Origin of the sequence: Pseudoalteromonas fuliginea (assembly GCF_000690055.1) — a bacterium.
GTDB lineage: Bacteria > Pseudomonadota > Gammaproteobacteria > Enterobacterales > Alteromonadaceae > Pseudoalteromonas > Pseudoalteromonas fuliginea.
Genome location: NZ_JJNZ01000018.1, coordinates 30,904 through 46,978 on the forward strand (window position 1 = coordinate 30,904; position 16,075 = coordinate 46,978).

The following is a 16,075-nucleotide window of genomic DNA, read 5'->3' on the forward strand; positions in this document are numbered from 1 at the left end:
CTTGTTATTAAACCGTTTACCTGCGCTTTGTATAGGAGAAATAGTTCACTAGCTACGTTAAAAGTAACTCATATAAGAACACTATATTTTGTTATTTTTGCCTTATACCAATCTGCTTATATATGAGGTCTATTTAACGTTAAGAAAATTACACTAGAACTAGGCAATAATTTTTGTATCTAGTTGTTCTAAATAAAAAATTTTTAACGACGTTATAGTGCAATTTAATTCGTTAAATTGATCAAAGATTTATGCAGCTTGGTATTACTATAGAGCTATTTTCCTATCGCTATAATAGAGCATCAATTGGTGTAAAGTTAAAGCGTAAATTACAGACACAAAAAAGCCGAGATTGAATTTCAATCTCGGCTTTTTTAATACTTAATTTTAATTAGGTATTATTTATTAGGTATTAGTTATTTGCGTTACGTTGGCGTAAAACTTCAAACAAACAAATACCCGTGGCTACCGATACGTTTAAGCTTGAAACTGTACCTGCCATTGGAATTTTAACAAGCATATCGCAATGCTCACGCGTTAAGCGTCGCATGCCCTCGCCCTCTGCACCCATAACAATAGCCATTGGGCCTGTTAAGCTTGCATCAAATACGTGGTTATCAGTTTCGCCAGCAGTGCCTACAACCCATACGCCTGCATCTTTAATTTCGCGAAGCGTACGCGCGAGGTTAGTCACTTGAATAAGCGGTACTGTTTCGGCTGCGCCACAAGCTACTTTACGCGCTGTGCCGTTAAGCTTTGCAGAGCGATCTTTAGGTACAATGATAGCGTGAACACCAGCAGCGTCTGCACTACGCAGGCATGCGCCTAAGTTATGCGGATCGGTAATACCATCAAGCACCAGTAAAAACGGTGTGTCTTCACGAGCGATTATCGCATCAAGATCTTTTTCGTTAAACGTTGGCGCTGCTTTTACGTTAGCAATAATACCTTGATGCTGCTCACCTTTTGATTTGCTATCAAGGGCTTTGCGCTGCATAAACTGTACTGAAATACCAAATTTACGTGCTTCATCAATAATCGGAGTTGAGCGTTTGTCGTCACGACCTTTAAGGGCATAAATTTCTACAAAGCGCTCTGGTTCGCTTTCTAAAATTGCTTCAACAGAATGAAAGCCAAAAATTAATTCATTACTCACGTATTGTCTGCTCCTGGGCTAGTACGTTTACGGGCATTTTTGCCTGCTCTTTTAGGCTTTTTAACGGCCTTTTTCTTCGGTTTTTTCTTTACGGCAGTGTCTGCTGCTTTTTTATCTGCAGGTTTTGTTGCAGACTTATTTGCAGGCTTGCCTTTATCTTTATTTGCTGGCTTTTTTTTACCTTTTGGTTTGTCATCGCTGTGCGACTTTTTACCCGGTACTTTGCCTGCTTTTAATTGCGAACGCACACTTGCTGGCGCATGCTCAGATTTGCCTGAGCCTTTTTTAGGTGCACGACGACGTGAGTATCTGTCTTGTGCAACATCGCCTTTAAGCGTTAAGTTTATACGGCGATCGTCTAAACTAACCGATGCAACTTTAACTGTTACTTTATCGCCAAGGCGATAAACAGTATGCGAGTGCTCACCTATTAGGGTGTGTTTTGCAGCATCATGTGCAAAAAACTCATCGCCTAAATTAGTAACGTGAATAAGCCCATCAATTTGTAAATCATCTAAACGAATAAACAAGCCAAAGTTAGTGACCGATGAAATAACACCGTTAAACTCGTCACCTACGTGATCTTGCATAAACTCACATTTAAGCCAGTCGGCTACTTCGCGAGTTGCATCATCGGCGCGGCGCTCTGTTGTAGAACACTGCTCACCTAGTTGATCAACTTCGTCGTCTGTATAAGCATATTCGCCAGACGTTTGCTGACCTTGTGCTTTTATTACTGCTTTAATAGCACGATGCACGACTAAATCTGGGTAACGACGTATTGGCGATGTAAAATGCGCGTAAGCCGATAACGCTAAACCAAAGTGACCAATGTTATCTGGCTGATATACAGCTTGTTTCATTGAACGCAGTAACATAGTTTGAATAAGTTCAGCTTCTGGGCGGTCACCTAGTCGCGCTAATACTTGCGTTATTTCTTTTGGTGTTGGCTCGTCGCTTAATGTACTTTCAATACCTAACTCGCCTAAAAACTTAGTAAAGTTACCTAGTTTTTCTTGGTCTGGTTCGTCATGCACACGATAAAGCGCACTCGCTTCATGCTTTTCAAGAATTTTAGCCGCCGATACGTTGGCTAAAATCATACATTCTTCAATGAGTTTGTGCGCGTCGTTACGAATAACAGGCACTATTGATTCTATTTTACGTTGAGCGTTAAATACAAAACGTGTTTCTAGGGTTTCAAACTCAATGGCACCACGGTCTTGGCGTGCTGCTTTAAGTGCCATGTACATTTGCTGTAAATCAGTTAAATGTGGCACAACGGCTGAGTATTCTTCGCGTAGTTTTTCGTCGTTTTGTAAAATGGCATTTACTTTGGTGTAAGTTAAACGTGCATGCGAGTTCATCACGGCTTCGTAAAACTTATAACCCGAAAGTTTACCCGCGCTCGATACGGTCATTTCGGCAACCATACATAAGCGATCTACTTTTGGATTAAGCGAACATAATCCGTTAGAAAGCACTTTTGGTAGCATCGGAATTACTTGCTCAGGAAAATACACTGAGTTACCACGCAAAATTGCTTCTTTGTTAAGCGGCGTGTTCATTCCTACGTAATGCGATACATCGGCAATGGCAACCCATAAGCGCCAGCCACCTGATTTTTTAGGTTCACAGTATACGGCGTCATCAAAGTCGCGTGCATCTTCGCCATCAATAGTTACAAGTGGTAAATCACGTAAATCTACGCGACCTTGTTTGTCAGCTTCTTCAACAAATTCACCTAGGTGAGCAACTTGTGCTTCAACTTCTTCTGGCCATACATGTGGAATATCGTGATTGCGCAGTGCAACTTCAATTTCCATACCTGGGGCTAAATGCTCACCAAGTACATCTATAACTTTACCTACCGCGTTCATGTTACGGCTTGGATTTTGCGTAATTTTAACCTGCACCATTTGGTTATGGCGGGCACCGTTTTCGTTGCCTGGTAAAATCATTATATCTTGCGTTATGCGCGGGTCTTCAGCGACTACCACAGCAACACCGTGCTCAACAAAGTAACGGCCAACAATTGGCGCGCGCTCGTTAGTAAGCACTTTTATAATACGTGCATCGCATTTTGAGCCAGAACCACGTTTAGTGCCTTTAGCTAGTACAATGTCGCCATGTAACACCATATTCATTTGGTGCTTAGCAATGAACCAATCTTTACTCTCGCCTTCAACTTCTAAAAAGCCGAAACCGTCTCTGTGGCCTATTACTTTGCCTTTGGTTAAACCGGCTTCGTCAATTAGGGCGTAGCATTTAAATTTATTGAAATACAGCTGTCCGTCACGCTCCATAGCGCGAAGGCGGCGTTTAAATGCTATTTGGCGTTCGTCATCGTTTACTGCTAGTTCTTCACATAATTGCGCGTAGTTAGCAGGCTTTGAACGCTCTTGAAGGTGAGTAAGTATAAACTCACGACTAGGGACTGGGTTTTCGTACTTTTCTTGTTCTCGACTGAGATTTGGATCTTGGTTTGACATTCACTATCTTGTTAGTTGGTTATGTAGGTATTTTAACCCATATAGTTATAATGAGACAGGTAAAAGCTATTAAACTTTTAAGAAAGCACTTTTACCTTACTGTTTACCTTGGTGTATAGTTGAAAAATCTAGCGCAATGGAGCTTAACGATCCCTTAACTGCAAAGCATTTAGTCATCTAGTAACAATACTAAGACTTATACTATTTTTTTTGTAGGTTTTTCCACAGCAGTTTACTTATATTATCAATAAAGCTTGGGTCTTCTTCTTTCATCGTAAGTAAAATCTGCTTATTCATTTGTGTTTTATTTTGAGCGTAAATCCAACGGTTTTTATTAAACTGCTGGGCAAACTCAAGTGCACCCGCTTGTAGTTCGTCATTATTTGCAAACACAGCTTCAACTACTTTGTTCTCTAGCAGCTGCTCTGCACCAACCCGCTCTCCTGACATAGCTAGACGATTAAAGAATGTTTGCGAAATTGCTTTATTAATTATAGGAAACATCGACGGAACAAACGGCACCATAACATCCACTTCAGGAAAACAAAAAAAGCCTTTATCTGACTTCATAAATCTAAAATCGCACGCACACGCAAGCACCGAACCATTGCCATAGGTATGCCCGTTTAACGCAGCAATAATAGGCGTAGGAAAAGTAACTATGCGCTTAAACAAGTCACTTATTTGAATCATAAAGTCAGAAATAGCTGCAGGTAAAATACTTGGATTGGACATCCATTGAAGGTCGATGCCCAATGACCAATTTTTATCACTCGAGGACGTTAAAATAACTGACTTAATATTTTGATCTGCTTCAATGTGGTCTAGGTGTAAATTAAACTCAGCCAAAAACGCTGGATTATGACGGTTTTCAGCGGTATTCATGGTGAGTATAGCGGTGTTATTTTTAGTTGTTAGTTCTATTAAATTTGCCATTAAATCCTCTTTTTTGCTTTTTAAGTTAACTTTAAGCGCAGTTCATTATTTTTATAGTTATCAATAATACCAACTCGATTAATTAAGTGGTCTATTTTGGGGCAAGAAAACCTTGTCGATTATAAGGCAAATTAGTTGTTCTATATCAGAAAATTTTAACACAGTTAGTGTCAGATTTAATCCCTCAAATTGATTAAGTATTATTGCGGATTGGTATAAGGCATGTTTATTTTTTGAGGTTAAATTTCCAGCGGTATGTTTAACTTGGCGCTTATAAAATTCGAGGTTTGGTAATTAATCGTCTTGAATTCAAGTGTTTAGTTTGGATGAATTTCAAAAAATAAGAAGCACTTAATTTAACTCAATATAAACATTAAAAAAGGCGCTCTTAAATTAAGCATCGTTCTTTACAAAACTTATTGTCGATGTTTTACTTTCCTATCGCTTCTTTGGCGAACAAGTGTTTTATTGGCCCTAGGTTATCAACTAGCGACAACCCTACTCCGCGAATAAGCTTTTTAAACGGATTAGTCCCTTCAAATAACTCTTTTAGCCCTTGCATCATGGCTATGTGTTTTTGTGCATCGAGCTTACGAGTGCGCTCGTAATCGCGCAGTGTGCGAGTGCTTGCAAACTCCTTGCTATCACTTGTTAAAAGCTCAATTAAATAAGCCGCATCTTTTAGGCCTAGGTTCATACCAAGCCCTGCAAGTGGATGGATTGTATGTGCAGCATCGCCAATGAGTACCACTTTGCCTGAAACCCATTGCTGAGCGTAGCGCATTTTAAGTGGGAAAGCAGCGCGCTTACTTTGCACTTCACACAAACCGCATTGACCATCTATTGCAGCCATAACGGCTTTATTAAAGGCACAATCGTCCATTGCAAGCAGCTCATCGCAGTGGTTTGGGCTTGTAGACCATACTATTGAATGCGTATTTGCATCGCTCAGAGGTAAAAATGCCAGTGGCCCGGTTGGTAAAAACACTTGGCGTGCGGTATTTGCGTGCGGCTCTTTAGTTTTAACAGTCGCAACTAGCGCATGGTGATCGTAATCTTTAAAGCTCAGCGCCATATTAAATTGTTTACGTATAGCTGAATTTGCACCATCAGCCGCCACCAGCAGTTTTGCAATAATTGGCTCGCCGCTTTTAAGCGTTATAAATACATCAGATTCGCTTTGATGTATTTGCTGATATTGCGTATCAAACATTAGTGTTGCACTTGGTTGTTGCTCTAGCTCTTTTATAAGCGCGTAGCGGATAATATCGTTTTCAACAATATGGCCTAAATGCTCAAGCTCAAGTTGTTCGTTATCAAACGCTATTTTGCCAAAACTGTCGGCATCACGTACATCCATATGCGTATAAGCGCACGCTCGCTGTGCGATAATTTCGGGCCATACGTTTAATTGCTCAAGCAAGGTTTGACTTGCAATGCTTAGCGCACTTACGCGCAAACCATATTCGTCAGTTGGCAACGCTTGTGTTGGTGCGCCGTCGAGTACAACGACGCTTATATCGGCTTTTGCCAATCCAAGTGCCAGTGTCAACCCTACGCAGCCACCACCTACAATACAAACCTGTGCTTGCTTCATAAACGCCTACCTTGTTTAACTTGCCCCATTAACTGTTTGGCTAATGGCGCTTTTAATGCGGGAAATAAATCCATCGAAAACAACCCAATACTGCGCCCCAATGCGAGCACTCGCGATGAGTTTGAAAAAAGCCTAACAAGTGCATCGGTTAAACTCATTACGGTTTTTATATCATCACTGCGCTTTTTTGAATATTCACGTGTAAACGCATAGCTGCCTAAATCGTGTTGGCTGTTTGCTATTAAATTACTAAGTACTTGCACGTCGCGAAGGCCCAAATTAAAACCTTGCCCTGCAATAGGATGAATAGCATGTGCAGCATTACCAATAACCACTGTACGGTGCGCAATTAAAGACTCAACTTGCCCGTAAACGAGCGGGTAACTCGTGCGCATGCCTACTTTAGTAAATTGCCCACCGCGATAACCAAACGCGCTTTGCAGTGCACTTATAAAGTCTTGTTCATTAAGTGCCATGTGCTGTTCGACTTGATCTTGACGCATACACCATACTAACGAATAACGGTTATTGCTCATGGGTAATAACGCCATAGGCCCGTTTTGTGTAAAGCGCTCAAAGGCATGATTATTATGCCCACCAGCCACTTCTACATTAGCAATAATAGCGCCTTGTTCATAAGGCTGGGTATTAAAACCAAGCCCAAGTAAACTACGTGTTGGTGATTGTGCGCCATCAGCAATAACCAATAGCGCTGCGTTTAATTGCTCGCCGCTTTGTAGGGTGAGTGTATTGCTATGCAGAGTTTGCTCAATGGCAGTTACGCTATCGGGGCACAAAAGCGTAATATTTGACTGCGTTAAACGCAGGTGAAGCGCTCGGCCAAATGGATTTACTTCTACTACGTAACCAAGTGAGGGCTTAGCAAATTCGTCGCAATTAATGTGCGCTTTGCCAAAGTGGCCTCTATCAGACACGCTCACTTTTTTGATTGCTGCGGTGTAAGGGGCATTTTGCTCAAATAAATTGAGGCTTTGTAAATACTCTACCGATTGCTGAGCAAGTGCAATGCTTCTGTCGTCAAAGCTTGGGTGGTAGTCGCCGGTTACTTGATTAGCTTCTACAACGGCAATATTTAACGCGGGATTAGTTTTAGCCACACTTAATGCGCAGCTTGCTCCCGCTAAACCACCGCCAATAATAACTACATCAAACTGCTTAGCCACTTTACTCTCCGAGCTTTATACGTTTTTAGCACTTTGCATAAGTGCTTCTATATCGCTAATTTTTTTAGGTACGCTTAGGGTCAAGTTTTCATGGCCGGTTTCGGTAACTAGCAAGTTATCTTCGATACGAATACCAATGCCTTTGTATTTTTGCGGTGCGCTTGAGTCTTCGCTTATATAAAGCCCAGGCTCTATAGTGAGTACCATACCCGGCTCAAATGCACGCTCAACGTTATTTACTTTGTAATCGCCAACATCATGTACATCTAAACCAAGCCAATGCCCAAGCCCGTGCATGTAATATTCTTTACATGCCCCTTTTGCCATTAGCTCATCAAAGTCGCCGGTTAAAATACCTAAATCAAGTAAACCTTGGGTCATTACTTCCATTGCACGTTTATTAGCATGCGACATAAACCCGCCGGGTTTTACTTCATCAAAAGCAACTTCTTGCGCTTTAAGAACAATATTATAAAGCGCGGCTTGCTCTTCGCTAAATTGTCCATTTACTGGAAAAGTACGGGTAATATCGGCGGCGTAACCTTGTAGCTCGCAACCGGAGTCTATAAGTACCAGGTCGCCATTTTTTAATACGTCGCTATTTTGCGTGTAATGTAAAATATTGGCGTTGTCGCCACTACCAACAATTGTGCCGTACGCCGGGTGCGGCGCACCATTCATGGCATAATGATGATGCAGCTCTGCCTCTAGCTGAAATTCAGTAGCTCCGGGGTGTGAAAAACGCATAGCGCGCATGTGCCCTCGCGCACTAATTTCACAGCCTTCTCGCATAACATCTATCTCGCTTGGCGATTTAAACAAACGCATTTCATGAATAAGGCCGCGTATTTCTTTTAAAGTACTCGGTGCTTTAAGGCCTTTTCGCGCACCACTTCGAAGTGTACCTAGTAACGAAAACACTTTGGTATCAAATGAAGGATAAGCACCTTGTGCAAAATAAATCGCATTTTTTGCATTTAGTATATCGAGTAGCTTATCGTTTAATTCACTTAGTGGGTAAGCTTCATCAAACAAGTAGTCACTTTTGGCTTTATCAAAGCCTATTCTACGACCATGCCAAATTTCGGCTAATTTATCTTTATCAAGGCAAAAGAGCGTACTAGGTATGTCGCTGTTATTACTAAGCACTAAAACAGCATCGGGTTCATTAAAACCGGTTAAGTAAAAAAAGTCGCTATCTTGTCTAAATGCATATTCGGTATCGCGGCTACGCGTCACTTCGCTTGCAGCAGGAATAATAGCAACGCTATTTTTATCCATTTGCGCAAGTAAACGCTCACGGCGTGCTTTAAATTCTGACTTTTGTACTTCAACCATTATTAACCAACCTGTTTAACTTTTTAAACTAATGAAGTGTTTTTTTAGTACTTTGCGTGTTTTGCTCTTTACCAAGCTCTGCAAAACAAAGTAGTGCTGATACGCGCACATATTCAATCACTTCGTGCAGCGCTTGGCTGTCTTCTTCGGTTTCTTCAAAGGTGGTATCTAAGCGAGTGATTTCGCTAAAGTCAGTAATAACTTCTTTAACATCGCTCGATAGTTTACCGTAATCTTTTTGCTTTAAGCCAAAACCAAGCATAAAGCCTGCTACCCATGATACGAGACCATTAGCCTGATCGATGAGTGTTTCGTCGTCGCTTGGTAAAAATAAATCAAACTGAAATTCATCATCATTAAAGCTCGCAACTACTTGCTTATAAATAGTGCCAAAAAACTGCTTTAAATCGTTACTAAACGATTCACCATCGTTAAACACATCGCTTAAAAGGCCTAAGTATTCTTTGTCGTCAATGGTTAAACCACACGCAAGTAAACCACTAATTACACCATGCGCTTCAGCAGGTGATACAAATATTTCGTTTTTTTCTAAAAGCAGTTGAGCTTTTTCGTAATCGGGTAAATCGTTCATAATCGAATCTTCGCTTTGCAAGTTAAGGCAATGCTACCACTCGATAAAAAGCAACTCCAATTAATTGTATGATCAAGCTCAAAAACCATGCGATAAAGTAAATGGCGAGTTAAAGGTGCGGGAAAACTAAGCGAACGGTTTAATTTTTTACGTTTGGGGTTTAAGGATTGGATTATGTCTTATATACTTAAATTGTTCCCTGGGGTACTGGAGCTTGGTTAAGTCCCTGAGCCGATAAATTTTATACCAGGGTTTCTGTTCGTCTACTATTGTGCAAGCTCGGCATGTACCGAGAAGCCTACGGTAAACCGCAGATTCCCGCCCTGAAACCTTCTGGTTTCAGGACTGAAACCGAGTACCGTATCTTGGGGAACACCTTTTTATCAAACCCTCGCCTTTAAAAGGCTTTATCAAAAAAAATTAACCTTCCTGTTCACTCTTATATTTATCTAAATTTTTTATTCACTTATCTTCAATTGTCTAACATTACTCTTAGCTTATAAAAAAAGCCGTAGGTAATTACTTACCTACAACTTTAATAATCACGTATTTAAGAGTGAAGTTATTTAAACCAACCTTGAAAACGCTCCATTAGCATGTAGTTTATTGGTACTAGTAATAGAGTAATGAAAGTTGCAAAAATAATCCCAAACCCTAAGCTCACCGCCATTGGTATTAAAAACTGTGCTTGAGTCGCTTTTTCAAACAATAATGGCATTAAGCCAATAAAGGTCGTTAAACTAGTTAACATTACAGGGCGAAAACGCGATGCACCTGCAATTTTTATAGCATCGAGAACTTTACCACCTTCACTGCGCTTTTTATTAATAAAATCAACGAGTACAAGCGAATCATTTACCACCACCCCGGTTAGCGCAAGCATACCGAGTAAACTCATAATAGTTAAGTCCATTCCCATAATCCAATGCCCTACTACAGCACCTATCATGCCAAATGGGATTACACTCATTACTATGATTGGTTGTAAGTAAGATTTAAGCGGTATTGCTAATAGCGCATAGATTATGAAAAATACAAACACAAGTGCCCAAGCCAACGAACCAAACGACTCTCTTTGCTCTTTAGCCTCACCTTCTAGTTTGTAATCTACTCCAGGATATTGCTGCATTAACCCATCTAAATACTCCGTTAGGTCAGCCTGCAGTATGGTCATGTTGGTATTATTTTTTTCGATATCGGCTGTTACGTTTAATGTGCGGTAACGGTCTATTCGATTAATAGTTGATGGACTTTGCCCAGCAGTAAGTGTTGCCACATGCGACAATGGCACTGAGCCTCCATCAGGCGTATTTATAAGTATGTTTTGTAAATCGGCTACAGAGCGGCGCTCATCTATAGGTAAGCGTACCATTACACGTACATCATCACGTCCGCGCTGAATACGCTGTACTTGCGAGCCAAAAAACGAGTTACGTACTTGCCCAGCTACATTGACTCTATTTAAGCCCAGCGCTAAGCCTTGCTGCGTAAGCTCTATTTGTAACTCTTCTTTACCATCAGACATGCTATCGGCAATATCAAACACCGTTGGGTAGGTCGATAAACGGGTTTTAATGTGATCAGCCACGTCTTGTAAAATAGTCAACGAAGTCCCGCTAAGCTGAACATCAATGGGGTCTGAACTTCGGCCAATTTCAGCTCTAAATGTTAAGCTTTCAGCACCTGGAATGACACCAATTAAATCGCGCCATTCGCTGGCAAGCTCTCTTGATCCTATTTCTGATTCACGCTTTTCAGCCGGTGTTATTTCAAAGCGTACAGAACCTGAATTAGATACACCACCGCGCCCACCTGTTGTGGCTAATATATTTAAAATAACGCTTTCACCTGTATCTGGGTCGCGGTATTTTTCTTGTAATTGCTGCGCCTTTTGCGACATATCAATTACGTATTTATTAGTGACTTCAAACGGCGTACCTGTTGGTAGTGTTAAGTTAACGCGGACTGTTTCGCTTGGTATACGCGGGAAAAATACAAACTTAGTCCAACCGCTAGTGATCATGGTTAAAATTATTATAAATACACCAATAAACAAGCTTACCGAAGCCAATTTATGGCGCAGTGCTAAATTTAAAGTGGGTTGATAGTATTTTAAAATCGCGTTTTCAAATCCATCTGCAAAACGCTGTTGAATAACATCAAACTTTGAAGGTTCGCCTTTTTCGTGGCGTAGTTTTATATATTTTAAATGTGCTGGTAGTACAAATTTAGATTCAATCAATGAAAACAATAATACCGGAATAACCACTACCGGTATTTGTGCAAACAAGGCACCACGCGCCCCTTCAATAAAGGCCAAAGGTAAAAAGGCAGCGACGGTAGTCAACACACCAAATGTTACTGGTGTTGCTACTTCTTGAGTACCTAAAATTGCGGCCTGCTCGCCCGACGTAGCTGTTTTTAAATGGGTGTAGACGTTTTCACCGGTAACTATGGCGTCATCAACAACAATCCCCAGTACCAATATAAAGCCAAATAAGCTCATAATATTAAGGGTTACGCCAAAAATAGGCATCGCTATAAACGCGCCCATAAACGAAACCGGAATACCAATAAATACCCAAAATGCAATTGCAGGGCGTAAAAACAAAGTAAGTAAAGCCAGTACTAAAATACCGCCTTGTAGGGCATTGGTCGTTAGTGTGGCAATTCGACTTTTAACCAGCTCCGAATCATCATCCCAGTAACTTAGTTCAAATCCTTGTGGAAGGGAGCTTTGTTGCTCTTTTATGTAATTTTTAACTTCGTCAGCAACAGTAATCGCACTTTGCGGACCAATTCGATATACGTCGATAAATGCAGCCTGCTTACCATTAAAGCGAGTACGTACTGGGGTTTCTTCAAAATCGTCTTTAATTATTGCAATATCGCCTAAACGAATAATCGTGCCGTCAGCTTGGTTTTTAACAACAATATTGGCAAATTCATCTTTACGATATGCTTGCCCTTTAGAGCTTATAAGTACGTCCCCACCTTCAGTTTTTAAGTTACCAGCAGAAATATCAGAGCTTGAATTAGCAATGGCACTCGATATTTGTGCCAAACTTAAATCGTACTGGCGAAGAACGTCTTGGCTTACTTCAATGGCAATTTCGTAATCACGAACACCACTTAGCTCTACCTGCGTCACATTTGGTAAGCGTAGAATTTGATCGCGTACTGTTTCTGCATATTCACGGGTTTCTTTTTCGCCGTAATCACTTGATACGGTAACCGCGATAACTTCGCGAATTCGCTCCGCAAGCGCGACTATTGGCTTTTCAGCATCGGCTGGAAAGGTGTTAATTGCATCTACACGACTTTTAATATCGGCTAAAAGCTCACGCGGGTCGTAGCCCGTTTCAACTTCTATTGTTACAGAGCCAGAACCTTCAGAAGAGCGGCTAAATATTTGCTTAATACCTTCTAAATCTTGTACGGCTTCTTCTATACGAATTGTTACGCCTTGCTCTACATCCTCTGGTGTTGAGCCACGCAAACTTACGTTCACGCTTATCATGTCGGTTTCGAATGAAGGGAATACTTCAAGCGGTATTTTAGTCGATAAACTAAAAAGCCCCGACAGCAGCAACGTTACTAGCAATAAGTTAGCTGCAACATGGTTTTTGGCAAACCAAGCTATCATGGCTTATCTCCTTGCTTTGCTGGACGGCGTTTTTTTAACTCTTCAACACTAATACCAAACTCTTTTGCTTTTTGTTCAAGTTGCTCAGCTGTAGGGCGCTTTCCTTTACCTTGCCCATTCGCTCCACGGCTTTTAGGTTGATCTGCACTTTGTTCACCTAAAATACTTACTTGAGTTCCTGAACTTACTTGACCAAGTGGAGTAATAACAAGCTTATCATTTGCGTTTAAACCGGTTTTTATCATCGCCTGAGTCGCATTTTGCCAAGCTAGTGTGATGTCTTTGCGCTTAAGTACGCCACCTTCAACAATGTAAACGTACGTTCCTTGATAAATTGTACTGTTAGGGATTATAAGTGCGTTAGAGACTGTTCTGCCGGTAATTTGCGCTTTTATATACTGCCCAATTTTTATTGGGTACTGGTTATTTGCTGTTGCTTTATACGGGTCATTAATTTTAGCAACGACATAAAGCTGCTGTGCACCTTCATCTATAGCACCTTCTGTGCGTGCTAATTGCCCTTGCCACGTTTGCTCACCTACTAAGTCAGAAGTAAATTTAACAATTGAACCCGCTTGGTTTTTAGCACCATCGCGATACTGCTCTGGTAAATTTACAAATGGGAGATCTTTATTTTTAATTGGTAGGCGAATCTCAACGCTATCGATTGCGTAAATGGTGGCTAGCTGTGTGTTGTTAGTAACAACTTGCCCTAAATCAACACTGCGGCTAAGTATACGCCCCGCATATGGCGCCGTTACTTTAGTGCGCTCTAAATCAAGCATCGCTTTTTCAAGCGTTGCTTGCGCCGACAAAACCTCAGCTTCAGCGGCTGCTAGTTGTGGCTCACGTAGTACTAAGCTGCTTGCCTGATTTGAGCCGCCAAGGCGCTTCCAATCGGTAATAGCTTGTTGCCCACGCGCCTTCTCTTCTAGCAAACCTTGCTCTGCGGTTAATAAATTGGCTTGAGCAGATTTAACTTCAGCCTGATGATCTCTGTCGTCTAGTTTTAAAAGTACATCGCCTTTTTCAAAAAAACCGCCTTCTCTAAAGTCATCACTTACTTCAATTATTTGCCCAGATGCCTGAGCCACTAACAAGCTTTGTGTACGTGGTTTTACAGTACCGTAGCTGTCTATCATCACTTGATAATTTTGTGGTTTTAGCTCAAGCGCAGCCACACTTATTGATGCCTTAGGAGGTGTCCCAAAGCGTTTAGCCTCAGGCGTGTTATTTTTAATAAACATAACAATTAAAATAGTGGCAACTATAACCACCGCTGGAATAATAATTTTTGCTGTTTTAGTTTTCATCGTTATTGCTCTTTAGTTCACTTGAGGGCTTTGCAAAATCACCACCAAGGGCAATGTATAAGTTAATTCTATTGGCTATTAATTGGTTTTTAATATCGATTAAGGAGCTTTGCGCGTCAAAAGAACGGTCTTGGGCATCAAGCACAGTCGTGTAAGTTACCAAGCCACTTTGATACTGCTCAAACGACAATTGCTCTGCAGCAAGTGCGTTTTCTTGTGCCTCTAATGTGCTTGTATATTGAGCTTTGAGGGACTGCTGCTGCGAAATTGCATTTTCAACATCGCCAAACGCGTCATAAAGCGTTTGTAAATAAAGCTGCTCTTGCTTTTGAGTATTAAGACGCGCTATTTCTTCGTTGGCTTTTAAGCGCCCTCCTTCAAAAAGTGGCGCTGAAATACTACCTAATAAAGACCATGCAAGGCTTGATGGAGAAAACAAGTCGCTTACTCGGTCTGTACTATCACTTAATGAAGCTGTTAAATCTAAACTTGGAAAGCGTTGTTTATGCGCATATGCCAATGATGCATCGGCTGCTAAAAGCTCATACCAACTTGCACGTAGAGTAGGTTTTCGCGTTATAAGCTCAGAAGGTAATCCTAGAGGAATATCGGTATTAATAACAGGTAAGTCACTACTAGCAGTAATAGCGCCTTTTGGGTATTCACCAAGTAAACGCTCAAGTACACGTGCTGATGCCGATAAACTCGCTGTTTGAGTGGCAATGCGAGAGCGTTCATTATTAAGCTCATTACGCGCTAAATACACATCGAGCGCTTCGTTTATACCTTGGCGATAGCCAGACTCAATAATATCTAGATTTTGTTGTGCATTGGCTTCACGACGCTTAAATAAATCCAGTAATTGCTGCGCCGTAACAACATCGAACCAGCCTGTTACTACATCAGCAACGAGTTGCTGTTTAGCTTGCTCAAATCGTGCCTGTTGCGCTAAATAGTTAAGATTAGCTTCGCGCTTAGCGTCAGAAAGCTTACCCCATAAATCAACCTCGTAAGTTAAATTTAAACTTACGGAGCTTGCGTTGTCGTAACTTACAGGGCGGTTGTCTTTACTACGGCTTGTACGTGTTGATAAATCGAGGCTTGGCCAAAGTGCAGCGCCCGAGACTATAAGTTGCTGCTTTTGAATTTCAACATCATAACTCGTTTGCAAAAGCTGTTGGTTATTTTTAAGTGCTTGTTGTACAAATTTGTTAAGCGTAGGATTTTGTAATTGTGTAAGCCATTGCTCTTGTACTTTTAATGCTGAGCTTGATGCTTCTTGCTGCCATTGCTGAGGCATATTATTAGGCGCTTGCATGCGCTGCGACGAGTTCAAATCACTCGCACAGCCGCTAAGCAGCATCACACTAATTGCCAATAGGGTTGGCTTGCATTGCCAAATCATAATTAAACCTAAATTACTGCTATTTATGAGGTTAATTCAAGCACTTTGGCAAATTTTGCTCAACCTACTTTACATAACATTACATAGCTAGCGATGAACTAACATAATAGCCAGTTATACGGTAAAAATGAGCAAATGATCAGCAATTTTTAACAATAAAAAATTAATTTTTTGTAATGTGTCTAAGAGATTAAATATACAAAAACAAAAAAGCCCCGCTATAAGCGAGGCTTTAAGTAAATGTGCCGACTAACAAAGTCGAGCGGGTAACTTATACAGACTACTGATTACAAGTCAGTTGCTTTAAGTTACCTAAATAAATGGTGCCGACTAACAAAGTCGAGCGGGTAACTTATACAGACTACTGATTACAAGTCAGTTGCTTTAAGTTACCTAAATAAATGGTGCCGACTAAC

10 protein-coding genes and 1 other RNA gene are annotated in these 16,075 nt (G+C 41.0%); 1 reads left to right on the top strand and 10 read right to left on the bottom strand.

Annotated elements, in window-relative coordinates:
* Positions 1-412: 412 nt before the first annotated feature.
* From rlmB to DC53_RS14390, 7 genes are all read right to left on the bottom strand, one after another.
* Complete coding sequence (rlmB, locus tag DC53_RS14420; protein WP_007378377.1) at positions 413-1,156, bottom strand: 23S rRNA (guanosine(2251)-2'-O)-methyltransferase RlmB; 744 nt, start codon at positions 1,154-1,156, stop codon at positions 413-415.
* A complete protein-coding gene (gene rnr, locus DC53_RS14415) occupies positions 1,153-3,648 on the bottom strand; it encodes a ribonuclease R (RefSeq protein WP_007378378.1) in 2,496 nt (831 codons plus the stop codon). The genes rlmB and rnr overlap by 4 nt, the downstream gene beginning before the upstream one ends.
* A 201-nt stretch (positions 3,649-3,849) precedes the next feature.
* Entirely contained in the window at positions 3,850-4,584 is a 735-nt protein-coding gene (locus tag DC53_RS14410; RefSeq protein WP_033028878.1) for an enoyl-CoA hydratase/isomerase family protein, read from the bottom strand.
* Between the two features lie 430 nt (positions 4,585-5,014).
* Positions 5,015-6,181, bottom strand: a complete 1,167-nt coding sequence (locus tag DC53_RS14405) for an FAD-dependent monooxygenase (protein ID WP_033028879.1) — start codon at positions 6,179-6,181, stop codon at positions 5,015-5,017.
* Positions 6,178-7,365: a 2-octaprenyl-6-methoxyphenyl hydroxylase gene (gene ubiH, locus DC53_RS14400; protein WP_007587321.1), complete on the bottom strand. Its 1,188-nt coding sequence runs from the start codon at positions 7,363-7,365 to the stop codon at positions 6,178-6,180. Before ubiH ends, DC53_RS14405 begins: the two co-directional genes overlap by 4 nt.
* 15 nt (positions 7,366-7,380) lie before the next feature.
* Positions 7,381-8,703, bottom strand: a complete 1,323-nt coding sequence (gene pepP, locus DC53_RS14395) for a Xaa-Pro aminopeptidase (RefSeq protein WP_033028880.1) — start codon at positions 8,701-8,703, stop codon at positions 7,381-7,383.
* A gap of 28 nt (positions 8,704-8,731) precedes the next feature.
* Positions 8,732-9,295 carry a UPF0149 family protein gene (locus DC53_RS14390; protein WP_007378383.1) on the bottom strand — a complete coding sequence of 188 codons (564 nt, stop codon included), beginning with the start codon at positions 9,293-9,295 and terminating at the stop codon, positions 8,732-8,734.
* A 193-nt stretch (positions 9,296-9,488) separates the two neighbouring features.
* Here DC53_RS14390 and ssrS point away from each other — a divergent pair.
* Positions 9,489-9,671, top strand: a non-coding RNA gene (gene ssrS, locus DC53_RS21485) — 6S RNA.
* 186 nt (positions 9,672-9,857) lie between these two features.
* Here ssrS and DC53_RS14385 read toward each other — a convergent pair.
* The 3 genes from DC53_RS14385 to DC53_RS14375 are packed head-to-tail and all read right to left on the bottom strand — an operon-like array spanning position 9,858 to position 15,659.
* Positions 9,858-12,941 carry an efflux RND transporter permease subunit gene (locus DC53_RS14385; RefSeq protein WP_033028881.1) on the bottom strand — a complete coding sequence of 1,028 codons (3,084 nt, stop codon included), beginning with the start codon at positions 12,939-12,941 and terminating at the stop codon, positions 9,858-9,860.
* On the bottom strand, positions 12,938-14,254 hold the full coding sequence (locus DC53_RS14380) for an efflux RND transporter periplasmic adaptor subunit (RefSeq protein WP_033028882.1): 1,317 nt from the start codon (positions 14,252-14,254) through the stop codon (positions 12,938-12,940). The genes DC53_RS14385 and DC53_RS14380 overlap by 4 nt, the downstream gene beginning before the upstream one ends.
* Positions 14,244-15,659, bottom strand: a complete 1,416-nt coding sequence (locus DC53_RS14375) for an efflux transporter outer membrane subunit (RefSeq protein ID WP_033028883.1) — start codon at positions 15,657-15,659, stop codon at positions 14,244-14,246. Before DC53_RS14375 ends, DC53_RS14380 begins: the two co-directional genes overlap by 11 nt.
* Between the last annotated feature and the right edge of the window lie 416 nt (positions 15,660-16,075).